Genomic DNA, 23,929 nt, shown 5'->3' on the forward strand with positions numbered 1-23,929 from the left:
AAGCCGCCGATGATACGCCCCGCCATGATTTTTGGCGCGGCATTATTGCCAGCGCAAAAAAATGCCCCGCGCTCGGCGGGGCATTGCTGCGGAAGCGGTGTCCGGCTTAAGCCGACAGCTCCAGCATCAGCTTGTTGATGCGCTTGACGAAGGCGGCCGGGTCTTCCAGCTTGCCGCCCTCCGCCAGCAGGGCCTGGTCGTACAGCACCTGGGCCAGATCGCCGGCGCGCGCCTCGTCGGCCTCCTCGGCCAATCGTTTCACCAGCACGTGCTCGGGGTTGATCTCCAGCGTGGGCTTGCTGGCTTCCACCGGCTGGCCCGCCGCTTTCAGCATGCGCTCCAGATGGGCGCTCATATCGTGCTCGCCGGCCACCAGGCAGGCCGGGCTCTCGGTCAGGCGGGCGGTGGCGCGCACTTCCTTGACGCGGTCGGCCAGGGCTTTCTGCACTTTCTCCACCACCGGCTTGGCGCTTTCCTCCACCTGCTTTTGCGCTTCCTTGTCGGCTTCGTCTTCCAGCGCGCCCAGATCCAGCGCGCCCTTGGCCACGGACTGCAGCGCCTTGCCGTCGAATTCGAACAGCGAACCCGCCACCCATTCGTCGACGCGGTCGGTCAGCAGCAGCACCTCGACGCCCTTCTTCTTGAACACTTCCAGATGCGGGCTGTTCTTGGCCGCGGCCAGAGTGTCGGCGGTGATGTAGTAGATCTTGTCCTGGCCTTCCTTCATCCGGCCGATGTAGTCGCCCAGCGTTACCGCCGGTTCGGCGCCTTCGGACGCGGTGGAGACGAAGCGCAGCAGCTTGGCGATGCGCTCCTTATTGGCCATGTCCTCGCCGACGCCCTCTTTCAGCACCTGGCCGAACTCTTGCCAGAACTCGGTGTATTTTTCCGGCTGATTGGCGGCGAGGTCTTCCAGCAGGCCCAGCACTTTCTTGACGCAGCCGTTGCGGATGGCGTCGATGTCCTTGCTTTCCTGCAGGATCTCGCGCGATACGTTCAGCGGCAGGTCGTTGCTGTCTATCACCCCGCGCACGAAGCGCAGGTAGTGCGGCATCAGCTTCTCGGTGTCTTCCATGATGAAGACGCGGCGCACATAGAGTTTGACGCCCTGCTTGCGCTCGCGGTCGAACAGATCGAAGGGCGCGCGCGACGGGATGTAGAGCAGTTCGGTGTATTCCTGGCGGCCCTCGACGCGAGCGTGGCTCCAGGCCAGCGGTTCGGTGAAATCGTGGGCGACGTGCTTGTAGAATTCCTTGTACTGCTCTTCGCTGATCTCGCTCTTGCCGCGGGTCCACAGCGCGGAGGCGGAGTTGACCGCTTCCATCTCGTCGCTGACGATGACTTCGCCGTTTTCGCCGTAGCTATTGCCCTTTTTCATCTCGATCGGGATCGAGATGTGGTCGGAGTACTTGCGGACGATACCTTTGAGCTTCCAGTCGTTCAGCAGCTCGTCCTCGCCCTCTTTCAGGTGCAGCACGATCTCGGTGCCGCGGCCGGCCTTTTCCACCTGTTCCAGCGTGTATTCGCCGGCGCCCTGGGATTCCCAGCGCGTGGCGGCGGCGTCGCCGGCGCGGCGGGTGGTCAGCGTGACCTTGTCCGCCACGATGAAGGCGGAGTAGAAGCCGACGCCGAACTGGCCGATCAGATTGGCGTCCCTTTTGGCGTCGCCGGACAGCTGCTCGAAAAAGGCCTTGGTGCCGGACTTGGCGATGGTGCCGATATTGGCGATGACTTCGTCGCGGCTCATGCCGATGCCGTTGTCGGCGATGGTCAGCGTGCGCGCCTCGGCGTCGTAGCCGATGGTGATCTTCAGCTCCGGCTCGTTTTCAAACAGCTCGGGCTTGGCCAGACCTTCGAAGCGCAGCTTGTCGGCGGCGTCCGAGGCGTTGGAAATCAGTTCACGCAGGAAGATTTCCTTGTTGGAGTACAAGGAGTGGATCATCAGCTGCAGCAGCTGCTTGACTTCGGTCTGAAAACCCAGGGTTTCTTTCAATGCGCTCATGGTGACTTAAACAAGAGTTGGTCAACGATGCGCATCAGATAAGGGCTGTCCCGGGGTTTTCAATACCCCTGCCTGCAACCCAGGATCGTCGCCGCGCGAACATGAAAAAGCCCCGCGACGAAATCGCGGGGCGGTTTGGCCTTTGGACCCGCCGGGCGGGCTCAGGCGCGCTTGTCTTCGCGCAGGGCCGGCGGCAGCGCGAACACAGTGTTTTCCTCCACGCCGTCCAGTTCGCTGACGCTGTCCGCGCCGAAAGCCTTGATCTGGTCTATCACCGCCTGCACCAGCACTTCCGGCGCGCTGGCGCCGGCGGTGACGCCGACGCGCCGCTTGCCGACGAACCAGGCTTCCACCAGTTGGCCGGCGTTGTCCACCATATAGGCGTCCACGCCCTTGAGCGCGGCCACTTCGCGCAAGCGGTTGGAGTTGGAGCTGTTGGGCGACCCCACCACCACCACGATGTCGCACTCGTCGGCCAGCACTTTCACCGCGTCCTGCCGGTTTTGCGTGGCGTAGCAGATATCGTCTTTTTTCGGGCTGGAGATCTCGGGGAAGCGCGCTTTCAGCGCGGCGATGATGTCTCGGGTCTCGTCCACCGACAGCGTGGTCTGGCTGACGTAGGACAGCGCCGCCGGGTTGCGCACTTGCAGCTTGGCGACGTCGGCGACGTTTTCCACCAGATACATGCCGCCGTCCACCTGGCCCATGGTGCCCTCCACCTCGGGGTGGCCGGCGTGGCCTATCATGACGATCTCCATGCCAGCCTTGTTCATGCGCTTGACTTCGACATGCACTTTGGTGACCAGCGGACAGGTGGCGTCGAACACCTGCAGGCCCAGCAGCGCCGCCTCTTCCCGCACCGACAGCGGCACGCCGTGAGCGGAGTACACCAGGGTGCTGCCGCTGGGCACATCTTTCAATTCTTCGATGAACACCGCGCCCTTGGCGCGCAGGTTCTCCACGACGAAGCGGTTATGCACCACTTCGTGGCGCACGTAGATCGGCGCGCCGTAGAGTTCGATCGCCCGCTCGACGATGGCGATGGCCCGGTCCACCCCGGCGCAGAAGCCGCGCGGGTTGGCCAGCATGATGGTCTTCGTCATCACTCAATCCTTGCTCAAGCCGCGGCGCTCAGGCGCGCGGCTTTCTGAAACTGTCCAGCACCATCAAGGCGGCTCCCACGCAGATGAAGGAGTCAGCCAGATTGAAGGCCGGGTACGACCAGCTGCTGTAGTAATGCACCTGGATGAAATCGATCACATGGCCATGGACGATACGGTCTATCACATTGCCGAGCGCGCCGCCCATGATGAAGGCCGCGGCCAGGTTCATCAGTCCGCTGAAGCGGTTCTTGAAGATATTCCAGCCCAGCCAGCCGGACACCGCGAAAGCCAGACCGGAAAACAGATACTTCTGCCAGCCGCCGGCGTCGTGCAGGAAGCTGAACGCCGCGCCCGGATTGTACAGTAAGGTAAACCCGAAAAAGCCGGGAATGATTTCCCGGACTTCGCCGTACTGGTAATTGCCGTTGAAATAGATCTTGGTCAATTGATCCAGCAGCACGATCACCGCGGCCAGCGCAAACCACTTCGGCCATTGCTTGGCCTTGGGCATAGTCATTGCAGATTCCATCAGACCTTTCCACGACGCGAAGCGGAACTCCGCGCACTCTATATCAAAGCGCCGGAAGCCCGGAACGCTGAGCGTTCCCATGCTTCCGGCCCGGCCATGCCGCCGCGTCGTCGACGCGGATCAGGCGAAGCGGCGCGTCTCGCCCTTGCCGTCGATATTGTCCACGCAACGGCCGCACACCGCGCCGTGGCCGGCGTGGCTGCCGACGTCGGCGCGGTAGTGCCAGCAGCGCTCGCACTTCTGCTCTGCGGACGACGCCACGCTGACGCGGGTTTGCTCGCCTGGCTTGACGCTGGCTTTAGAGACAATCAGCACGAACTTGAGTTCATCGCCCAAGGCGTTCAGCCACTGCGACAGCTCGCCGTCGGCCTCGATTTCGATCTCCGCCTGCAGCGAGGAGCCCAGCTGATCGGCGCTGCGCAGCGCTTCGATCTGCTTGTTGACCTGGGCGCGCAGCTCGCGGATGGCCTGCCACTTGGCGGACAAGGCCGCTTCGCGCTCGGCGGACTGGGCCGGGAACTCATGCCAGACGTGATACAGCGGCGACTCTTCCTCGCTGTCCACCAGCACGTTCCACGCCTCGTCGGCGGTGAAGCACAGGATGGGCGCCACCAGCAAGAGCAGGCTGCGGGTGATGTGGTACAGCGCGGTCTGAGCGCTGCGACGCGCATGGCTGTCCGCCTTGGTGGTGTACAAACGGTCCTTGATCACGTCCAGGTAGAAGGCGCCCAGATCCTCGGAGCAATAACCCACCACCTCCTGCACCACATGGTGGAAGGCGTAGCGCGAGTACAGTTCGCCCGCCGCCTTTTCCTGCACTTCGCGCGCGCGCAGCAGCGCGTACTGGTCCAGTTCCACCATATTGGCCAGCGGCACCGCGTGTTCCAGCGGATCGAAATCCGACAGATTGGACAGCAGGAAGCGGATGGTGTTGCGCAGGCGGCGATAGCTTTCCGTCGTGCGCTTCAGGATTTCCTGCGACAGCGACATATCGCCGGAGTAGTCGGCGCTGGCCACCCACAGGCGCAGGATGTCGGCGCCCAGGGTGCCGCAGATCTCTTCCGGCGCAATGCCGTTGCCGCGCGACTTGGACATCTTGTAGCCCTTGTCGTCCACGGTGAAACCATGGGTCAGCAACTGCTTGTACGGCGCGCGGCCTATGGTGGCGCAACCGGTTTTCAGCGAGGACTGGAACCAGCCGCGATGCTGGTCGGAACCCTCCAGGTACAGGTCCGCCGGCCAAGCCAATTCGGCGCGCTGCTTGAGCACGGCGAAATGGGTGGAGCCGGAATCGAACCACACGTCCAGGGTGTCGGACAGCTTGCGGTACTGCTCGGCCTCCTCGCCCAGCAACTCCTTGGCGTCCAGGCTGAACCAGGCTTCTATGCCCTGCTGCTCGATGCGCAACGCCACTTCTTCCAGCAATTGCGCCGTGCGCGGGTGCAGCTCGCCGCTTTCCTTGTGGATGAAGAAGGTCATCGGCACGCCCCAATTGCGCTGGCGCGACACGCACCAGTCAGGGCTGTTCTTGATCATCGCGTCCAGGCGCGCGCGGCCCCAGGCCGGGAAGAACTCGGTAGCGTCCACCGCGCGCTGGCTGATGGAGCGCAGGGTCTCGCCGCCGTGGCCGGCCTTGTCCATGCCGATGAACCACTGCGGCGTGGCGCGGAAAATGATGGGGGTCTTGTGACGCCAGCAATGCGGGTAGCTGTGCTCCAGCTTGGCCTTGTGCACCAGCGCGCCGTGCTCTTCCAGCGTTTCGATGATGCGCGGATTGGCGTCCCAGACCAGCAGGCCGGCGAACAGCTCGGTGCCCGTCTTGTAACGGCCGTTGTCCGCCACCGGGTTGGCCACCGGCAGCTTGTAATGCAGGCCGGCCTGGAAGTCTTCCAGACCGTGGGCCGGCGCGGTGTGCACCAGGCCGGTGCCGGCGTCGGTGGTCACGTGGTCGCCCAGGATCACCGGCACTTGGCGCGCGTAGAACGGGTGTTGCAGCTGCAAGAGCTCCAGCGCCCGGCCCTTGGCCTCGCCCAACACCTGGCAGCTCTCGACGCCGTAGCGCTTCAAGGCCGCCTCGGCCAGCTCCTTGGCCAGGATCAGCTTGCCCTTGGGCGTGTCCAGCAATTGATAAACCAGTTCGGCGCCTGCGGCGACCGCCTGGTTGGCGGGCAAGGTCCACGGCGTGGTGGTCCAGATCACCGCCATCGCGCCGGAGGCGTCGGCGCCGAAGGCTTCGCCCGCCTTGTCCGCGTCCACTACCTTGAAGCCGACGTCGATCGCCGGCGACAGCTTGTCCTCATACTCGACTTCGGCCTCGGCCAGCGAGGAGCCGCACTCGATGCACCAGTGCACCGGCTTCTCGCCCTTGGTCAGATAGCCGTTCTCGAAGATTTTGCCGAGGGTGCGCACAATGTCGGCCTCGGTCTTGAAATCCATGGTCAGATAGGGATTGTCCCAATCGCCCAGCACGCCCAGGCGGATGAAGCCCTTCTTCTGGCGCGCCACTTGCTCTTTCGCGTATTCGCGGCACAGCTCGCGGAATTTGGCGGCGGGAATGTCCTTGCCGTGCAGCTTCTCCACCATCAGTTCGATGGGCAGGCCGTGACAGTCCCAGCCCGGCACATAGGGCGCGTCGAAACCGGCCAGCGTCTTGGAGCGGACGATGATGTCCTTCAGCACCTTGTTGACCGCGTGGCCCAGGTGGATGTCGTTGTTGGCGTACGGAGGGCCGTCGTGCAGGATGAACTTGGGACGGCCGGCGGAGAGCTTGCGCAGCTTCTCGTAGCGCTTCTCCTCCTGCCAGCGCTTGACCCAGGCCGGTTCGCGTTTGGCCAGATCCCCGCGCATGGCGAAGGGGGTATCCAGCAGGTTTACGGTTTTTCGATAATCGATGCTCATGCCTGCTCTCGCTGCAAACTTGTCAAATAGGTCTTGGCGCTGGCCGCGTCTTTTTCGATCTGAGCGATCAGCGCCGATAAATCATCATACCGCGCCTCGTCGCGCAGTTTCTTCAGGAATCGCACCGTCAGCCGCTGGCCGTAGAGATCGCCGGCGAAATCGAACAGATGCACTTCCAGTTTGTAGTCCGGGGTGTCGCTGACCGTCGGGTTCAAACCCAGACTGGCCACGCCGCCCAGCACGCCGGCGTCGGTCTCCGCCTGCACCACGAACACGCCCTGCAAGGCCGGACGCAAATGCGGCAGATGGATGTTGGCCGTGGGGAAACCTATGGTGCGGCCCAGTTTCTTGCCGTGCACCACACGGCCGGAAATCTGGTACTCGCGCCCCAGCAGGCTTTCCGCGCCGCTCAAATCGCCGGCGGCCAGCCGCTCGCGCACCAGGCTGCTGGACGCTCGCTCGCCCATGGCCAGCACCGTCGGCATCGCCTCGGTGACGAAATGGGGACAGGAGCTCAACATTTCGAAGTGGCCCTGCCGCTTGGCGCCGAACTGGAAGTCGTCGCCGATCAGCAAATACTTGGTCTGCAGGCCCTGCACCAGGACTTTGTCGATGAAGTCCTGCGCCGACATGCCGGCGAAACCGTGGTTGAAGCGATAGACGAACACATAGTCGACCAGGCCCAGCCGCTGCAAGAAAGCCAGTTTGTCGCGCAGCGTGGACAGGCGGCCGGGCGGCTTGTCGCGCGCGAAGAACTCCCGCGGATGGGGTTCAAAGGTCAACAGAGCCGTCGGCAAGCCGCGCGCGTCGGCTTCCAGCCGCAGGCGCTGCAGCATTTTCTGATGGCCAAGGTGCACGCCGTCGAAATTGCCGATGGTCAAGGCGCAGGCTGGCAGCTGATAACGCCGCGGATCTCCAAAAAATACCTGCATGTGCTGGTCTTATTGCGTCCTGAAAACCTTCGATTGTATCTGCCAGCCACGGATAGCGTCCAGACATGAAACGCAATTGGGGCGGCGACGGCGAAAGGAGCCCGCCCTCCGCCGTCCAATGCAAAAAGCCCCGCAAGATTGCGGGGCTTTTTGAACAGAGCGACTAATCGAGATTACTTCTTCTCAACCAGGGACTCTTTAACCGCGTCGATGGTCAGCTCAACGCGACGATCAGACTCGATGCATTCCTTGATAGCCAGGTTCTGCTTGGAACCTTTCTTCTGGTATTTCGGGAATTTGGCCTTGCACTCGGCGGTCATCTTGGCTTCAGCGGAGCCGCGACCTACGGAGGTCACTTTTTCAGCCGGAACGCCAGCAGCGATGAAGTAGCCTTTAACAGCGTCGGCGCGCTCTTGCGACAGACGGTTGTTGTAAGCGGCGGAACCCATGAAGTCGGTGTAGCCAGCAACTTCAACGGACTTCAGGTAGCCTTTGCCGGCGTTGGCTTTCAGCTTTTCAACCAGCGGGTCCAGTTCGTTCTTGGCGTCGGCGCGCAGCTTGGCCTTGTCGAAGTCGAACAGCACTTTAGCGGACAGGGTGACTTTTTCTTTTTCGGAAACCAGCACCGGCTTCGGAGCTTCGGCTACCGGCTTGGCAGCTTCACGGTCGCCACATTCAACCAGGCCGTCCTTGGCCTTGTCGAAGAAGTTGGTTCTCCAGCACTCGCCGTAGTTGTTGCGAGTCACGGATTCGGTGGACTGGTCAACGGCATAGCCAGGTTTAGCAGCAAAAGCGCTAGCGGAAACCAACAGAGCAGCAACCAGGGCGCTCAGTTTCAGCTGTTTAGTCATGTTATTCCCTCTTTAATCTATAAAATGGGTAGCAATGCGGGCTGACGCAAAGACCACACGAACAATTTTACTGCAAACAACAGGGTGATCTGCAAACTGTGTTTATGCAGTTAACCCGCACTATAGAAACGCTGCAATCCCATGTCAACTTGAGGCGCCACAGATTGCGAGCAATCCGTTGCAAAAAAACGTCAAAAAAAGCGTTTTTTTTCAGCCTCTGTCTCGCATAAGCCACACATTACACCGATGTGACGCGCCTACGAAACAGTGGCAGCGGGTTCAGCACGGTAGCCTGATAGTTTTCGCTAAAAGTATTGAAACCATCCAGCGAAGATTCCAGTGTCTTGCCGTCCTTGATGGCAAATGCATCAAAACCAACTTGCGCCATGGAATGCAGCAAGTCTTGCCAGACATCCCCGATCGCCCGCAGTTCCCCGCGATAGCCGTAGCGCTCGCGCAGCAAGCGCGCATGACTGTAGCCGCGCCCGTCGGTGAAGGCCGGAAAATCGACGGCGATCAGCTCCAGCTCTGGCAAATCGGCCAGTAGCCGCGCCGGATCGTCCTCCGGTCCCAGCCAGACGCCCACCCGCGCCGCATGGCTGCGCCAGAACGCGCGTCGTTCCAGCCAATCGGACAGCGGCACGATCACATTGCCGCCCGCGGCGGTTTCCGGCAACTGGCCGTTTTCATCCTGGCGCAGCAGATTCCAATCGTCGGGCCGGACTTGTCCCTGTTTAATGATGTTTGGCATACACCCGCTCCTTGAAGGGTTCGATGCCGATGCGGCGCACGGTTTCGATGAAGCGCTCGCCCGGACCGCGTTGCTCCAGATAGACGCTCATGATGGTGGTGAAGGCCTTGGGCACGTCGGCCTGGGCGAACGAGGGCCCGATCACCTTGCCTATGCTGGTGGCGCTGCCCTGGCTGCCGCCCAGCGTGATCTGGTACCACTCTTCCCCGTTTTTATCCACGCCCAGAATGCCGATATTGCCGATGTGATGGTGGCCGCAGGCATTCATGCAACCGGAGAAATTGCAGTCGATGTCGCCGAGGTCGTAGAGATAGTCCATGTCCTCGAAGGTTTGCTGGATGGCCTCGGCCACCGGAATCGAGCGCGCGTTGGCCAGCGAGCAGAAGTCGCCGCCCGGACAGCAGATGATGTCGGTGAGCAGGCCGATATTGGGAGTGGCGAAGCCGTGCTGGCGCGCCAGCTGCCACAAGGCGTGCAAATCCTTTTCCGGCACGTCCGGCAACACCAGGTTCTGTTCATGGGCGACGCGCAGTTCGCCGAATCCGAAGCGCTCGGACAATTCCGCCGCCGCGTCCATCTGTTCCGCGCTGATGTCGCCGGGCGGCACGCCGGCGCGTTTCAGCGACAGCACGACCGAACGATAACCCGGCCGCTTGTGAGCGCGGGTATTGCGCTCCGCCCACCGGGCGAAGCCCTTGTCTTCTTCCAGCCAGGTCCGCAGCTCGGGCGGATTGGCCGGCAGCGTCTGATACGGCGGATCGGTGAAAAAGCTGGCGTAGTGCGCGACGTCCTCGTCGCGCAGCGTGGCCGGACCGCCCTTGATATGCAGCCATTCGTCCTCCACCTTGGCGGCAAAGCCCTCCACCGTCATCGCCTTGACCAGGATCTTGATGCGCGCCTTGTATTTGTTGTCGCGGCGGCCGAAGCGGTTATAGACCCGCAGCACCGCGTCCAGATAGGTCAGCAGATGCGGGGTGGGCAGAAAATCCTTGACCACGTCGCCGACGATGGGCGTGCGCCCCAGTCCGCCGCCCACCATCACGCGGAAACCGACTTCGCCGGCCTCGTTGCGCACCACGTGCAGGCCGATGTCGTGCACGCGCGTGGCCGCGCGGTCTTCCACGCTGCCGGACACCGCGATCTTGAATTTGCGCGGCAGGAAGGTGAACTCGGGGTGCAGCGTGCTCCACTGACGGATGATCTCGCACCAGGGCCGCGGGTCCAGCAGCTCGTCGCCGGCCACGCCGGCGAAGGCGTCCGTGGTGGTGTTGCGCACGCAGTTGCCGGAAGTCTGGATCGCGTGCATTTCCACCGTGGACAGCTCTTCCAGGATATCCGGCACCCGCGCCAGCTCCGGCCAGTTGAACTGGATGTTCTGGCGGGTGGTGAAATGGCCGTAGCCCTTATCGTAGCGGCGGGCGATGTCGGCCAGCTTGCGCAGCTGGCCGCTGCGCAGATGGCCGTAGGGAATGGCGACGCGCAACATGGGCGCGTGGCGCTGCACGTACAGGCCGTTCATCAGCCGCAACGGGCGAAACTCGTCCTCGCTCAGTTCGCCGGCCAGATAGCGCCGGGTCTGATCTCGAAACTGAACCACGCGCTCGCGCACGATGCGGTGATCGACTTCATCATATTGATACATGGTGCTCTTTCAGGCGGCGCTATGCCGGGCGTTTCAACGGGCTGGCCTTGACGTGCAGGCCGCATTCCTTGGAATCGGGGTTTTCCCACCACCAGCGGCCGGCGCGGACGTCCTCGCCCACCGAAATGGCCCGGGTACAGGGCGCGCAGCCGATGGAGGGGTAATGGCGGTCGTGCAGGGCGTTGTAGGGCACTTCGTGCGCGCGCAGATAGTCCCAGACCTCGCCCTCGCTCCAGTCCAGCAGCGGGCTGAACTTTTGCAGACCGTTGTCGGCGTCGTATTCGCTGACCTGCAGATCCTGGCGCGTCGGCGACTGTTCGCGCCGCAGCCCGGTGATCCAGGCGGACCGCCCGGCCAGCGCGCGCCTGAGCGGCTCCAGCTTGCGCAGCTGGCAACAGGACTTGCGCGCGTCCACGCTGCGGTAAAAGCCGTTGATGCCGTGGAGGGCCACATACTGCTCCACCGCGGCGGACTGCGGGAAATACACGGCGACGGGGTGGCTGGGATAACGCTCTTCCACCCGCTGCATCAGGTCGTAGGTTTCCGCCGGCAGGCGGCCGGTGTCCAGGCTGAAGGCCGCGATGCCCAGGCCCAGGCGGGCGATCAGATCGGTCAGCACCATGTCCTCGGCGCCATAGCTGTTGGCCAGCACGGCGTCCGGATGCTCGGCCGCGATCGTCCTGAGGCAGGCGACGGTGGCGTCCAGTTTTGCTTCCAGGCTCATCAAAGGCTCCAGGCAGGAAATTTCATGACAATCCTACCCAAGCCGCTTATAAACCGAAAAGAATATTGTGTTAGTATTTAATTACTACAGGTTTTATAGAGGATGGCGTCGCATGAAGCTGCAACAACTGCGTTACTTGGTCGAGGTGGCCAAGCAAGGGCTGAACGTCTCGGAGGCCGCGGAAAAGCTGCACACCTCGCAACCGGGCATTTCCAAGCAAATCCGGCTGCTGGAGGACGAGTTGGGCATCCAGGTTTTCATCCGCAACGGCAAGCGGGTGGTCTCGGTGTCCGAGCCGGGCAAGGAGGTGCTGCGCATTTCCGAGCGCATTCTGCGCGAAGCGCAGAATCTGAAACGGGTCGGCGACGAATTCTCCAAGGAGGCGGAAGGCGCGCTGACCATCGCCACCACGCACACTCAGGCGCGCTACGCGCTGCCGCCGGCCATCGCTGTGTTCGTTCGACGTTACCCCAAGGTGAGGCTGTCGATCAAGCAGGGCAGCCCCACCCAGATCTGCGAAATGGTGGTGTCCGGCGAAGCCGACCTCGCCATCGCCACCGAAGGCATCGCCTTGTATAAGGAATTGGCGATGCTGCCCTGCTATGAATGGAACCGCTCCATCGTGGTGCCGGAAGGGCACGAGCTGACCAAGCTGGATCGCCCGCTGACGCTGGCGGACATCGCCCGCTACCCCATCGTCACCTACGACTTCGCCTTCGCCGGCCGCTCCAAGATCAACAAGGCCTTCGCCGATCAGGGCCTGGCGCCCAATGTGGTGCTGACCGCGATAGACACCGACGTGATCAAGACCTATGTCAGCCTGGGGCTGGGCATAGGCATCATCGCCAGCATGGCCTACGAGCCGGAGCGCGATATCAATCTGCAGCTGCTGGACGCCGGCCATCTGTTCGAGCCGTCCACCACCAAGATCGGCATCCGCAAGGACGCCTATCTGCGCGGCTTCGCCTACACCTTCATCGAACTGTTCGCGCCCCATCTGCACCGGCGCGAAGTCGAAGCCGCGCTGCTGGCGCGCGACCCGGACAGCGAGGATTGAGCCGCTTCCGGCCAGGCAAAACAAAACGCCCCAATATCGGGGCGTTTTCGCGTACAGGAGCGCCGGATCAGAGCGTCAGGCCGCCTGTCACCTCGATGGCCGCGCCGTTGATGTAGCTGGCCTCGTCGGACGCCAGGAAGGCGTAGACGTTGGCGATCTCTGTCGGGTCGGCCATGCGCCGCATCGGCACCTTGTCTTCCATCGCCTGGATCACTTTTTCCGGCATCGATTGCAGGATGGGAGTGGCGACAAAGCCCGGACACACCGCATTGGCGCGGATGCCCTTCTTGCCGAGCTCCTTCGCCCAGGTCTTGACGAAGCCGATGACGCCGAACTTGGACGCCGCGTAGTTGGTCTGGCCGAAGTTGCCGTAGACGCCCACCACCGAGGACGCGTTCAGGATCACGCCGCCGCCCTGCTCCACCATGGTGTCGATCACCGCGCGGGCACAGTTGTAAACGCCTTTCAGATTGATGTCGATCACCTTGTCGAACTGGTCTTCGGTCATTTTCATCAACTGGGCGTCCATGACGATGCCGGCGTTGTTGACCAGCACGTCGATGCGGCCGCGGCGGTTTTTCAGGTCGGCGACCATGTCGGCGATCTGGCCCTTATTGGTCACGTCCACCTTATAGCCTATGGCTTCGCCGCCGGCCTGCTGCAACTCCTCGACCACCGCGTTGACCGCGTCCAGATTGAGGTCGCAAACGGCGACGACTGCGCCTTCTTTTACGAATTTCTCGGCGGTCGCCTTGCCGATGCCGCTGGCGGCGCCGGTGATGATGGAGACTTTACCTTTCAAGCGCATGGATTTTCCTTACTGACTTTGTAGATGACAGGCAATCCGCCCGGAGGCCGGACTTACAACTCCACCATCGACCACCTATGGCCAAACACCTGTTTTTATTGGTTATTTTATAAAGCAAAAAAGAAAAGCGGGAGTTTGTGCGCTGCAGCCATTGCAGCGCACAAGACGCACTGCAATATAGCGCACTGACTCCCGCCGGTAAAGCAACTGCTCTACAGGTCAGTTACCGCGTGTAACCGACCAAGAGCCGAGGCTTACTCCAGGCCCTTACTGGCCAGATAGTCTTCGTAGTTGCCGGTGTAGTAGTCGTAACCGCCCTTGCCGTCCAGTTCCAGCACGTGCGTCGCCAGCGAGCTGACGAACTGACGATCGTGGGAAACGAAGACCAGGGTGCCCTTGTACTTCTCCAGCGCCATGTTCAGGGACTCGATCGATTCCATATCCATATGGTTGGTCGGTTCGTCCATGATCATCACATTGGGCTTTTGCAGAATCAGCTTGCCGTACAGCATGCGTCCCTTCTCGCCGCCGGACAGCACGCGCACCGGCTTGCCCACTTCGTCGCCGCCGAACAACAGACGGCCCAGCGTGCCGCGGATCACCTGCTCGTCGTCGCCTTCCTGGCCCCATTCGCGCATCCATTCGGTCAGCGTCATATCGCTGTCGAAATCGGCTTCATGGTCCTGGGCGAAATAGCCGACCTGGGCTTTTTCCGCCCATTTGATCGAACCGCGGTCGGCGCTCAGGCCTTCGGCGAACGGCGCGTTGAAGGCGCCGGCCAGCAGCTTGACCAGCGAGGTCTTGCCCGCGCCGTTGGGGCCGATGACGGCCAGACGGGCGCCGGCTTCCAGGATCAGGCTCAGATCCTTGAACAGCACCTTGGCGTCGTAAGCCTTGTTCAGGTGATCCACCTCCACCGCCTGACGGTGCAGCTTGAACTTGTCGTCCATTTCAAAACGGATGAACGGGTTCTGACGGCTGGATGGCTTCACTTCCACCATTTCGGACTTCAGCTTGTCCACCTGCTTCAGTCGGCTGGTCGCCTGACGCGCCTTGGATTTGTTGGCGGAGAAGCGGGCCACGAACTCCTGCAGTTCCTGGATGCGCTCCTTGGCCTTGCTGTTGGACGACAGCTGACGCTCCCTTGCCTGAGCCGACGCGATCATATAGTCGTCGTAGTTGCCCGGGTAGATGCGGATGGTGTTGTAGTCCAAGTCCGCCATATGGGTGCACACCGAGTTCAGGAAGTGACGGTCGTGCGAAATGATGATCATGGTGGCGTTGCGCTCGTTGAGCACGTGTTCCAGCCAGCGGATGGTGTTGATGTCCAGGTTGTTGGTCGGTTCGTCCAGCAACAGGATGTCCGGATTGGAGAACAGGGCTTGCGCCAGCAAGACGCGCAGCTTCCAGCCCGGCGCCACTTCGCTCATCGGGCCGGCGTGCTGTTCCACCGGAATGCCCACGCCCATCAGCAGCTCGCCCGCGCGCGCCTCGGCGGTGTAGCCGTCGTATTCGGCGAACTTGGCTTCCAGTTCGGCCGCGTGCATATAGTCGTCTTCGCTGGCCTCCGGGTTGGCGTAGATGGCGTCGCGTTCGCTCATCGCAGCCCACATCTCGGTGTGGCCCATCATCACCACGTCGATGACGCGCTGATCTTCATAGGCGAACTGATCCTGACGCAGCTTACCCAGGCGCAGACCGTTCTCGATGGCCACCTCGCCGCTGGTCTGCTCCAGGTCGCCACCCAGAATCTTCATAAAAGTGGATTTGCCGGAACCGTTGGCGCCGATCAGGCCGTAACGGTTGCCTTCGCCAAATTTGACGGAAACCTTTTCGAACAAAGGTTTGACGCCAAACTGCATGGTAATGTTGCTTGTGGTAATCACGCTTAGGGATCCTTCAGCCAAATAGCCGTAAGTATCGGAAAAACGTGGGATTCTAGCACAGTGCCGGCGTTTTCCCGAGCCGTCCGTCACGGAAACGCCGCCTACCTTTTGCCAGCATCTGGAATTCCGCTACAATCGTAAGCCTTGTTTTCTATTCCCTGAGATAGGCTGAACTATGCTTACCGGCAGCTTGGTCGCCCTGGTCACCCCGATGTCCGCAGACGGCTCGGTGGACTACGAGGCACTGCGACGACTCGTCGATTTCCATATTGAGAATGGCACCGACGGCATTGTCGCGGTTGGCACCACGGGCGAATCCGCCACATTGAACGTGACCGAGCATATCGCCGTGGTCAAAGCGGTTGTCGAATACGCTGAAGGCCGCGTCAAAGTCGTCGCCGGCGCCGGCGGCAACTCCACGGCCGAAGCGATCGAGCTGAGCCACCTGTCCCAGGAGGTTGGCGCCGATTACGTGCTGTCCGTCGTGCCTTATTACAACAAGCCCACTCAGGAAGGTCTGTACCAGCATTTCAAAGCAATCGCCGACGCCAGCAAGCTGCCGGTCATTCTTTATAATGTGCCCGGCCGCACCGTTGCCGACATGAGCAACGACACCGCGCTGCGCCTGGCCGCCCACCCCAACATCGTCGGCCTGAAAGACGCCACCGGCGACATCGGCCGCGCCTGCGATCTGGTCATGCGCGTTCCGGACGGCTTCACCCTTTATTCCGGCGATGACGCCACCGGCATGGCCTTCATGCTGTGCGGCGGCCACGGCGTGATCTCGGTCACCGCCAACATCGCCCCCAAATCCATGAGCGAGCTGTGCAAAGCCGCCACCAGCGGCAACGCCAAGCTGGCTCGCGAGATCAACGACAAGCTGCAAGGCCTGCACAAGCAGCTGTTTATCGAACCCAACCCGATTCCGGCCAAGTGGGCGCTGACGCGGATGAACCGGATTCCCTCCGGCATCCGCCTGCCGCTGACTCCGCTCTCCCCCGACGCGCAAGCGGCCGTGGAAGCGGCGATGAAACAAGCCGACGTCCTTTAACCCTTCCCCTGCCGAAACGATGGGAGACCGCATGAAACGAACCGCGCCCGCCGCGATTCTGCTGGCAACTGGCATTATCGCCGGTTGCAGCTCGCAACAGCCGCTGACCAAAAAGCTGGACTACCAGTCCGACAAGCCCAAAACCGTCAACACTCTGGAAGTGCCGCCGGATCTGACCGCGCCGCAAGTCCAGAACAAATACACCATCCCAGGCGCCGCCAGCGCCGCCGCCCAGGGCGCCAAGACCGACGCGCCGGCGCAACAGCCGGCGGCCGGCAGCTCGGTCGCGCTGAACCAGCTGGACAACGTCAAGATGGAACGCGCCGGCACCCAGCGCTGGCTGGTTGTATCCGGCAAGAGCCCGGAACAGCTGTGGCCCGCGCTGAAAGCCTTCTGGCAGGACAACGGCTTCGTGATCAAGAGCGAAGACCCGGCCGTGGGCGTGATGGAAACGGATTGGGCGGAAAACCGCGCCAAACTGCCCAACGACGGCCTGCGCAAGCTGCTGGAAACCGTCGGCCTCGGCAGCGTCTACTCCACCGGCGAGCGCGACAAGTTCCGCATTCGTCTGGAAAAGACCGCCAACGGCACGGAAGTTTACTTCTCCCACCGCGGCATGGAAGAAGTCTATGCCGACACCACCAAGACCAATACCATCTGGCAGCCACGCGCCACCGACCCGGGCCTGGAAGCCGAGTTGCTGGGCCGCTTCATGATGAATCTGGGCATGGCGGAAGATAAAGCCCGCGAACAGGTCAAGCAGACGCTGAGCGCGCCGGCCAAGCCGCAAACCCCCATCGTAGACGGCCAGTTGCTGCTCAGCGACGAGTTCGACCGCGCTTGGCGCCGCGTCGGCCTGGCGCTGGACCGCGTCGGCCTGGTGGTCAGCGACCGCGACCGTTCCCAGGGCGTTTACTTCGTCAAACCGGCCAAGAGCGAAACCGACAAGAACGAGTCCAGCGGCTTCTGGTCCGGCCTCGCCTTCTGGAAGAGCGACGACGGCAAATCCGCCAAACCCACGGAGCAGGAATACCGCGTGCAGATCAAGGAAACCGCGCCCGGCTCCAGCACGGTGTCCATCCAGGACAAACAAGGCAAGCCGCTGTCGGACGCCTTCAGCAAGGCCGCGCTGTCCAAGCTGCAAACCGAGCTGCAATAAAACGCGAAATCAACGCGTCCCAAAAGATAAAGCCCGCTGTCGCGGGCTTTTCTTTGCGCCTTGTTTTCCCAATGGCCGGTCAATGAATCCGGCCATCCGTTATCAGGCGATAATGTAACGCTTTGTAGCGAACAGACAATTGTGTTGTTTTCATGTTGCAACACCCCTTGTTCCATTTGCTACAGATACAAAAAAACCGGCCATAGCCGGTTTTTTTGTCGCAGGCCAAGAATTACTTGGCAGCGGAAGCCTCAGCAGCCGGAGCGGAAGCAGCAGCCGGAGCGGAAGCTTCAGCAGCCGGAGCGGATGCCGGAGCGGCAGCCGGAGCGGATGCTTCAACAGCAGGAGCGGAAGCTTCAGCCGGAGCTTCAGCTTTCTTACCGCAAGCGGACAGGGCTACAGCCAGCAGGGCAGCAACGAGGAGCGACTGTTTCATTTTTTCATTACCTTTGAGGATAAGTTGAACAAGACGTCAGTTATCGCACGGTCTTCGAAATAAGCCGGGCGACTGAAAATCCATCAGTGCGCAAATTGTATCACGAAAAAAAAGGCTGTATAGGGGGCAAAATTCCAAAAAAACACCTTTGCCCATAATCCTCTTCCGCAAAGCAGCATAGCCACAAAAACGGGCGTTTACCCCTGTCGTTGAGGCCAGAATTTGTCGATATCACTTGCGCATCCGAACAATTTCTGTGGTTATTTTGCTACATTCGTCGCCAAATGCCAATAGCCTGCCAGGTATCCCTCGTACAAACATTCCTGCATGCCAGGCCCAAGCGCCGCGCCGGCAATGCTTCTGGCATTGGCGAAGACGCGCCAAGCGGCGAAATCCTCTTCCGCGGCCTCCAGTTTCTCGCCGTTGCAATAGAAACTGTCGCCACAGAACAGGATCTGGCTCTTGCGGTCCAGTTCCAGTCCGCGCAATGTCGCTTCGCTCTCGAATTCGGCCTCGTCCAACTCCTCTTCCGGCGCGTCGTAAAATACATGCGCCTTGGGTTCGGTCAGATAGTGGCCCAGGAAGTCCCCCACCGCGGCCTTGTCCCAACGGATCTGCTCCAGCAGACGGCTGACCTGCTCCACCATCTCGTCGCCGATCCGCGCCGGGTCCTGCTGCAGCTTGAGCCCGGGATCGGCATACACGCCTTCCGCGCAGATGCGGTCCTGCAGATGCACCAGGAATTGCGTCGCCAGTTCCTGCGCCGGCGGCGCGCGGAAGCCGATCGAATAAGTCATGCCCGGGTCCAGCGCCACGCCGTGATGCGCGCACTTGGGCGGCAGATAGAGCATGTCGCCGTGCTCCAGCACGAACTCCTGCTCGCAACGGAAGTCCTTCAGCACCCGGATCGGCGCGTCTTCGATGAAGTCGTCGTCGTGCTGGGTGGAGATCTGCCAGCGCTTGCGCCCGCCCACTTGCAAGAGGAATACGTCGTAGGCGTCGAAATGCGGTCCCACGGTGCCGCCCGGCGGCGCGTAGCTGATCATCAGATCGTCCAGCCGCGCGTAGGGAATGAAGTTGAAGCGCCACAGCAGCTCGTCGATATGCGGCAGATGCTGGTTAACGCCCTGCACCAGCAAGGTCCAGTCCGTCTCCGGCAACCGGCGGAAACGCGCCGGGCGGAACGGACCGCGCTCCAGGCTCCAGCGGCCGTTGCGGCATTCAATCAGACGCGACTCCGCGTCTTCGCGGGTCGCCAGTTGCGACAGCACCGAAAAATCCGCCAGCGGCCCCACTTCGGTCAGGGCGCCGCGGATCAGCAAAGGCTTCTTATGCCAGTACTCGGCGAGGAACTGTTCGGGCGACATCCCGCCCAGCAAAGTTGTTGTGTTCATGGCAGTTTCACGGGCTGAAACGCCCGGCAATGGTTTACAATATGGGATGCGCGCAATTGGCGGCGCATCTGAAAATCGTTTTCGATGGCCGGCTTGCGCCGCCATCCGCTTTATTTACCTTCCTTCACGGATCCGCACTCATGCAAATCTCCAAAAACACCGTCGTGACCCTCCACTACGAGATGTTCGACGCTGACAACAACCTCCTCGACAAGACCGAAGAGCCGATCAGCTATCTGCACGGTGGCTACGACGGCATCTTCCCGCTGGTGGAAGAAGCTTTGGAAGGCAAGGCCGTTGGCGACGCCATCGACGTCAAGATGACGCCGGACGACGCTTTCGGCGACCCGGAAGAAGAACTGATCCGCTTGGAAGACCTGGACGTGTTCCCGGCTGACGTCGAAGTCGGCATGATGTTCGAAGCCGACGATCCGGAAACCGGCGACGTGCTGCTGTTCCGCGTCACCGACATCGCCGACGGCAAGGCCGTGGTCGACGCCAACCACCCGCTGGCCGGCCAGAGCATCCGCTTCACCGCCAAGGTAGTGGAAATCCGCGCCGCCAGCGCCGATGAAGTCAGCCATGGTCATGCCCACGGCGAGCACGGCCACCACCATTGATCAGGCATCCGGCCCTGCCGGCACCGGCGTTATTGTAATGCTTTTGCCGGCGCGCCGGCCTGATTTCGACAAAGGCGGCCCATTGGGCCGCCTTTGTCATGCCTGAGCGCGAACGCTGCGCTATCCCAAGCGCGCGCGCCGCCAGCGCCAACAACCCGCGGCCAGCACCAGCGCGCACACCGCCAGCCTCAGGCCGTATTCCTCATGGCTGCCCGGCTTGTACAACAGCCACAGCAGCTGCAGCGCCAAGGCCGGCAGCATCAGCGACTGCAGCCGCGCGCTCAAGCCCGCCGGCCATCCCCGAGGCCAGGCCCAGCGGCAAGCGGCGCACATGGACGCCCATCCCAGCAAGGCGCCCACCGTCACATCCAGCGGCCAGTGCACGCCTATCGCCAAGCGCGACAGCATCACCAAGGCCACGGCCGCCGTCAGCAAGGCTCCGCGGCGCAAGACGCCTGAATAATAAAGAAAACTCGCCAGCGTGGCGGATGCCATCGCATGGCCGGAGGGGAAAGAGCCGTTGCCGGGCAAATCATCCAGCAATTGCACCGAGCCCGGCGGCAGCGCCAACGGCGGTCGCGGCACGGCGAAGCCCGCCTTGAGCACGATGGCCAGAAACACGCCGACGCCGCAGCCCACCAACAAGGCCGGCAGCTTGTCCGGCCGCCGCCAGCTCAAGGCCAGCAGCAGGGCCAGCACCGTGGGCCAGTCGCCCAGCACGCTCAACAGACGCCAGAACGCGCCGGGCGCGACGCGGCCGGCCTCATGCAGGATCAGAAACAATTCTCGATTGAAATCCGGGGACACTGCCAGCAGGACAGCCAGCGGCGATAACAACAACGCCGGCCACAGCCGGCGCAAACAGGACAACTTAAACCACATCAGTCAGCTTTCATCGTTGCAAGGGTGATTCGATCCAGACCCGCCAGATCGACAATGGTTTCCACTTGCAGCAAACCCGCGTCGGCGAAAAGCCCGCGCACCGCCGCGCCCTGGTCGTAGCCGTGCTCGACGATCAAGCCGCCGCCCGGCGCCAGCCGTCGCGGCGCGTCGGCGGCGATGGCGCGCAGACAGTCCAGCCCATCGGCCTCGTCGGTCAGCGCCATCCGCGGCTCGAAGCGCACATCCCCCTGCCCCAGGTGTTCGTCGTTACGCTGTATATACGGCGGATTGGACACGATGAGATCGAAGACCGCGTTCTCGGGCAAGGCTTGATACCAGCTGCCCTGATAAAAATCGACGCGCGCGCCCAGGCGTTCCGCGTTGCCGCGCGCGATGGCCAGCGCCTCCGGCGACAGATCAACGGCGCAGACCCGCCATGCCGGCGCCTCCAGCGCCAGCGTCGCGGCGATGGCGCCGCTGCCGGTGCCCAGGTCGACGACGCGGGCGGCGCGGTCGCCAAACCGCTGCAAGGCCGCCTCGATCAAGTGCTCGGTTTCCGGCCGGGGGATCAATACCTGCGGGCCCACGGTGAAATCGCGGCCGTAGAACTCTCGCCGGCCGATCAAATAGGCCACCGGCTCGCCGGCGGCGCGCCGGGCGGCGAGCGCGCGGAAACACGCCTCCTGTTCCGCACTCAGCGTCTGTTCCGGGTAGGCCACGATGCGGGCGTGAGTCAGCCCCGGCGCCGCCTGCTGCAATAGCATGCGGGCTTCCAGGCGGGGCAAGGGGTATAGGCGCAGCGCCTCGGCTATCGTCAGCATGGTCGTCACAACAGGAACAGGGTGGCGAGACCCAGGAAAATGAAAAAGCCGCCGGAGTCGGTGCAGGCGGTGATCAGCACGCTGGAGCCCAGCGCCGGGTCGCGGCCGGAGCGCTGCATCAGGCAGGGAATCAACACGCCCATGGTGGCGGCCAGCATCAGATTGAGCAGCATCGCGCCCAGCATCACCAGACCCAGCGAAAAGCTGCCGTACAGCAGCCAGGCCACGCTGCCTATCACCCCGCCCCACAGCACGCCGTTGATCATGCTGACTCGCAACTCCTTGCGCCACAAGCGCCAGGCCTGGCTCAGCTGCATCTGCCCCATGGCCAGCGCCCGCACGATCATGGTGATGGTCTGATTGCCGGAGTTGCCGCCGATGCCGGCGACGATGGGCATCAGCGCGGCCAGGGCCACCAATTGGGAAATGGAGTGTTCGAACACGCCGATCACCCGCGAGGCGATGAAGGCGGTGCACAGATTGATCGCCAGCCAGGCCCAGCGGTTCTTCACCGAGTCGATCACCGGCGCGAACAGGTCTTCTTCCTCTTTCAAGCCGGCCAGATTCAGCACTTCGCTGTCGGATTCCTCGCGGATCACGTCCACCATCTCGTCCACGGTCAGCCGGCCGATCAGCTTGCCGGCCTCGTCCACCACCGGCGCGGTGATCAAGTCGTAGCGCTCGAAGGCCAGCGCCGCGTCGGCGGCGTCCTCGTCCGGGCTGAAGCTGACCAGCTCGGTGGCCATCACTTCGGCCACCAAGGCGTCGGGGTCCGACACCAGCAGTTTGCGGATGGACAGCACGCCCTTGAGCAGGCCCAAGTCGTCGATGACGAAGATTTTGTCGGTATGCGCCGGCAGTTCGTCGAAACGGCGCAGATAGCGCAGCACCACTTCGCAGCTGACGTCGGCGCGGATCTTGACCAGGTCGAAGTCCATCAGCGCGCCGACCTTGTCCTCGTCGTAGGACAGCGCGGATTGCAGCTGGGCGCGCTCTTCCTCGTCCAGGCCGCCCATCACTTCGTACACCACCTGGCGCGGCATGTCCGGCGCCAGTTCGGCCAGTTCGTCGGCGTCCAGTTGCTCGGCGGCGTTGACCAGCTCGCCGTGCTCCATCACTTCGATCAGCGATTCCCTGACCGCGTCGGACACTTCCAGCAGGATGGCGCCGTCGCGCGCGCCGCCCACCTGGTCCCAGACCAGCAGGCGGTCTTCCAGCGGCAAGGCTTCCAGGATATGGGCGACGTCGGCCGGGTGCAGCTGCTCCAGCTTCAGCCGCAGCGCTTCCAGATTGTAATGCGGGGCCAGCGGGTCCGTCGGCGGCTCGGACGCCTCCTGACGGGATACAAGATCTTCCAACTGCCGCTGGCGCTCGATCAGGCGCTGCACCAGGGCCAGGCTTTCTTGCAGACGATCGGCGGATTGTTGCTTGAAGGCAACCGTCATGCACGTCTCCTTCCGCCCAGATGGCGCGCGCGGCGCGGGCGGTCTGAGGCGGGCGTTATTCTCTAACGGTAAATCGGGATTGGATTACGGGGTAACTGGGTAAGTCCATTGCGTAGCCGCCATGCCTCGCGCATGGCGCACTCAAAGAAAGTCGCGATTGTAACATGCCGCCTGCGCCGCTCCAATCCGGCCCCCGGGCGCTCACGGCAGTTCCACATAGCCCATTCGCCGCTGGATGATGCGGGTCTTGCGCGCCAGGCCCGGCGCGCCGCGATGGCTGTCGTAATAGCGCGGATTGGGCACCATCGCCGCCAGCTTGGCCGCCTGCGACGAAGACAGCCGCGCCGCGCTGGAGCGGTAGTAATAGCGCGAGGCCGCCTCCGCGCCGAAAACCCCGTTGCCCCACTCGATCACGTTCAGGTAAATCTCGAAAATGCGCCGCTTGTCCAACACCGTTTCCAGCATCACCGTGATCAAGGCTTCCTCCACCTTGCGCCACGGCGTCTTGCTGCTGGACAGGAACAAATTCTTGGCCAGCTGCTGGCTGATGGTGGAGCCGCCGGCGACGATCTTGCCCTTCTTCAGGTTTTTTTCGAAAGCGGCCTCGATGCCGTCCCAATCGAAACCTTCGTGATCGACGAACTTGGCGTCTTCCGACGCGATCAGCGCGCGCTTCAGATTGGGCGAGATCTGCTCGTAACTCACCCATTTGTGGCGCAGCTCCGCCTCGGGGTCGTCCTGCTGCAGCTTGGCCAGCTGTTCGTTCATGAAGGCGCTGGCCGACGGGTTGTGGCCGCGCCAATAAACGATATGGCCGAAGATCCACAGGTTATACAGCAGAAAGGCGGCCATCAGGGCCGCCAGTACTTTCAGGAAGAGACGCATCATCTGACTCGCGAAGCGAGCCCCCTCGCAGGGCAAGGGGGATTGGGATTCAA

20 protein-coding genes are annotated in these 23,929 nt (G+C 62.4%); 4 read left to right on the forward strand and 16 right to left on the reverse strand.

The window, feature by feature from the left end; translation table 11 throughout:
- Nucleotides 1-106: 106 nt before the first annotated feature.
- The 9 genes from htpG to JC616_RS17120 form a co-directional block, all read right to left on the reverse strand.
- Nucleotides 107-2,002, reverse strand: a complete 1,896-nt coding sequence (gene htpG / locus JC616_RS17080) for a molecular chaperone HtpG (protein ID WP_227104415.1) — start codon at nt 2,000-2,002, stop codon at nt 107-109.
- Nucleotides 2,003-2,163: 161 nt separating this feature from the next.
- Nucleotides 2,164-3,105: a 4-hydroxy-3-methylbut-2-enyl diphosphate reductase gene (gene ispH, locus JC616_RS17085; protein ID WP_107798523.1), complete on the reverse strand. Its 942-nt coding sequence runs from the start codon at nt 3,103-3,105 to the stop codon at nt 2,164-2,166.
- 28 nt (nt 3,106-3,133) lie between these two features.
- Nucleotides 3,134-3,622, reverse strand: a complete 489-nt coding sequence (lspA, locus tag JC616_RS17090; RefSeq protein WP_048412579.1) for a signal peptidase II — start codon at nt 3,620-3,622, stop codon at nt 3,134-3,136.
- Between the two features lie 132 nt (nt 3,623-3,754).
- Nucleotides 3,755-6,532 carry an isoleucine--tRNA ligase gene (gene ileS, locus JC616_RS17095; protein ID WP_107798521.1) on the reverse strand — a complete coding sequence of 926 codons (2,778 nt, stop codon included), beginning with the start codon at nt 6,530-6,532 and terminating at the stop codon, nt 3,755-3,757.
- Entirely contained in the window at nt 6,529-7,464 is a 936-nt protein-coding gene (locus JC616_RS17100) for a bifunctional riboflavin kinase/FAD synthetase (RefSeq protein ID WP_107798520.1), read from the reverse strand. The genes ileS and JC616_RS17100 overlap by 4 nt, the downstream gene beginning before the upstream one ends.
- A 173-nt stretch (nt 7,465-7,637) precedes the next feature.
- Nucleotides 7,638-8,315 carry an OmpA family protein gene (locus JC616_RS17105; RefSeq protein ID WP_107798519.1) on the reverse strand — a complete coding sequence of 226 codons (678 nt, stop codon included), beginning with the start codon at nt 8,313-8,315 and terminating at the stop codon, nt 7,638-7,640.
- Between the two features lie 238 nt (nt 8,316-8,553).
- Nucleotides 8,554-9,066 carry a DUF934 domain-containing protein gene (locus JC616_RS17110; protein WP_227104416.1) on the reverse strand — a complete coding sequence of 171 codons (513 nt, stop codon included), beginning with the start codon at nt 9,064-9,066 and terminating at the stop codon, nt 8,554-8,556.
- A complete protein-coding gene (locus tag JC616_RS17115) occupies nt 9,050-10,708 on the reverse strand; it encodes a nitrite/sulfite reductase (RefSeq protein WP_227104418.1) in 1,659 nt (552 codons plus the stop codon). Before JC616_RS17115 ends, JC616_RS17110 begins: the two co-directional genes overlap by 17 nt.
- A gap of 19 nt (nt 10,709-10,727) precedes the next feature.
- Nucleotides 10,728-11,432, reverse strand: a complete 705-nt coding sequence (locus JC616_RS17120) for a phosphoadenylyl-sulfate reductase (RefSeq protein ID WP_107798516.1) — start codon at nt 11,430-11,432, stop codon at nt 10,728-10,730.
- A 112-nt stretch (nt 11,433-11,544) separates the two neighbouring features.
- Between JC616_RS17120 and cysB the strand changes: the two genes are divergently transcribed.
- The gene (gene cysB / locus JC616_RS17125; RefSeq protein WP_227104421.1) at nt 11,545-12,489 is read left to right on the forward strand and encodes an HTH-type transcriptional regulator CysB; all 945 of its coding nucleotides are present in this window, start codon (nt 11,545-11,547) and stop codon (nt 12,487-12,489) included.
- 67 nt (nt 12,490-12,556) lie between these two features.
- On the opposite strand, the gene fabG is transcribed toward cysB, so the two are convergent.
- Together fabG and JC616_RS17135 are read right to left on the reverse strand one after the other, a co-directional pair.
- Nucleotides 12,557-13,297, reverse strand: a complete 741-nt coding sequence (gene fabG, locus JC616_RS17130; RefSeq protein ID WP_043638508.1) for a 3-oxoacyl-ACP reductase FabG — start codon at nt 13,295-13,297, stop codon at nt 12,557-12,559.
- A 254-nt stretch (nt 13,298-13,551) separates the two neighbouring features.
- Nucleotides 13,552-15,183, reverse strand: a complete 1,632-nt coding sequence (locus JC616_RS17135; RefSeq protein ID WP_107798514.1) for an ABC-F family ATPase — start codon at nt 15,181-15,183, stop codon at nt 13,552-13,554.
- Nucleotides 15,184-15,358: 175 nt separating this feature from the next.
- On the opposite strand from JC616_RS17135, the gene dapA reads away from it, so the two are divergent.
- Nucleotides 15,359-16,234, forward strand: a complete 876-nt coding sequence (gene dapA, locus JC616_RS17140) for a 4-hydroxy-tetrahydrodipicolinate synthase (RefSeq protein ID WP_107798513.1) — start codon at nt 15,359-15,361, stop codon at nt 16,232-16,234.
- Between the two features lie 31 nt (nt 16,235-16,265).
- Nucleotides 16,266-17,393 carry an outer membrane protein assembly factor BamC gene (gene bamC, locus JC616_RS17145; protein WP_227104423.1) on the forward strand — a complete coding sequence of 376 codons (1,128 nt, stop codon included), beginning with the start codon at nt 16,266-16,268 and terminating at the stop codon, nt 17,391-17,393.
- 696 nt (nt 17,394-18,089) lie between these two features.
- Here the strand turns inward: bamC and JC616_RS17150 are convergent.
- Nucleotides 18,090-19,223 (reverse strand): ribosomal protein uL16 3-hydroxylase, encoded by a 1,134-nt coding sequence (locus tag JC616_RS17150; RefSeq protein ID WP_227104425.1) that lies wholly within the window; start codon nt 19,221-19,223, stop codon nt 18,090-18,092.
- A 140-nt stretch (nt 19,224-19,363) separates the two neighbouring features.
- On the opposite strand from JC616_RS17150, the gene JC616_RS17155 reads away from it, so the two are divergent.
- A complete protein-coding gene (locus JC616_RS17155) occupies nt 19,364-19,843 on the forward strand; it encodes an FKBP-type peptidyl-prolyl cis-trans isomerase (RefSeq protein WP_107798510.1) in 480 nt (159 codons plus the stop codon).
- A gap of 120 nt (nt 19,844-19,963) precedes the next feature.
- Here the strand turns inward: JC616_RS17155 and JC616_RS17160 are convergent, their stop codons facing one another.
- The 4 genes from JC616_RS17160 to mtgA form a co-directional block, all read right to left on the reverse strand.
- Nucleotides 19,964-20,725, reverse strand: a complete 762-nt coding sequence (locus JC616_RS17160; protein WP_227104427.1) for a phosphatase PAP2 family protein — start codon at nt 20,723-20,725, stop codon at nt 19,964-19,966.
- Nucleotides 20,725-21,543 (reverse strand): peptide chain release factor N(5)-glutamine methyltransferase, encoded by an 819-nt coding sequence (prmC, locus tag JC616_RS17165; RefSeq protein ID WP_404990272.1) that lies wholly within the window; start codon nt 21,541-21,543, stop codon nt 20,725-20,727. The genes JC616_RS17160 and prmC overlap by 1 nt, the downstream gene beginning before the upstream one ends.
- Before the next feature lie 8 nt (nt 21,544-21,551).
- Nucleotides 21,552-22,991: a magnesium transporter gene (gene mgtE / locus JC616_RS17170; protein ID WP_107798508.1), complete on the reverse strand. Its 1,440-nt coding sequence runs from the start codon at nt 22,989-22,991 to the stop codon at nt 21,552-21,554.
- A gap of 201 nt (nt 22,992-23,192) precedes the next feature.
- Nucleotides 23,193-23,879 (reverse strand): monofunctional biosynthetic peptidoglycan transglycosylase, encoded by a 687-nt coding sequence (gene mtgA / locus JC616_RS17175; RefSeq protein WP_199225817.1) that lies wholly within the window; start codon nt 23,877-23,879, stop codon nt 23,193-23,195.
- Nucleotides 23,880-23,929: the final 50 nt, after the last annotated feature.

This window comes from Chromobacterium rhizoryzae (assembly GCF_020544465.1).
GTDB lineage: Bacteria > Pseudomonadota > Gammaproteobacteria > Burkholderiales > Chromobacteriaceae > Chromobacterium.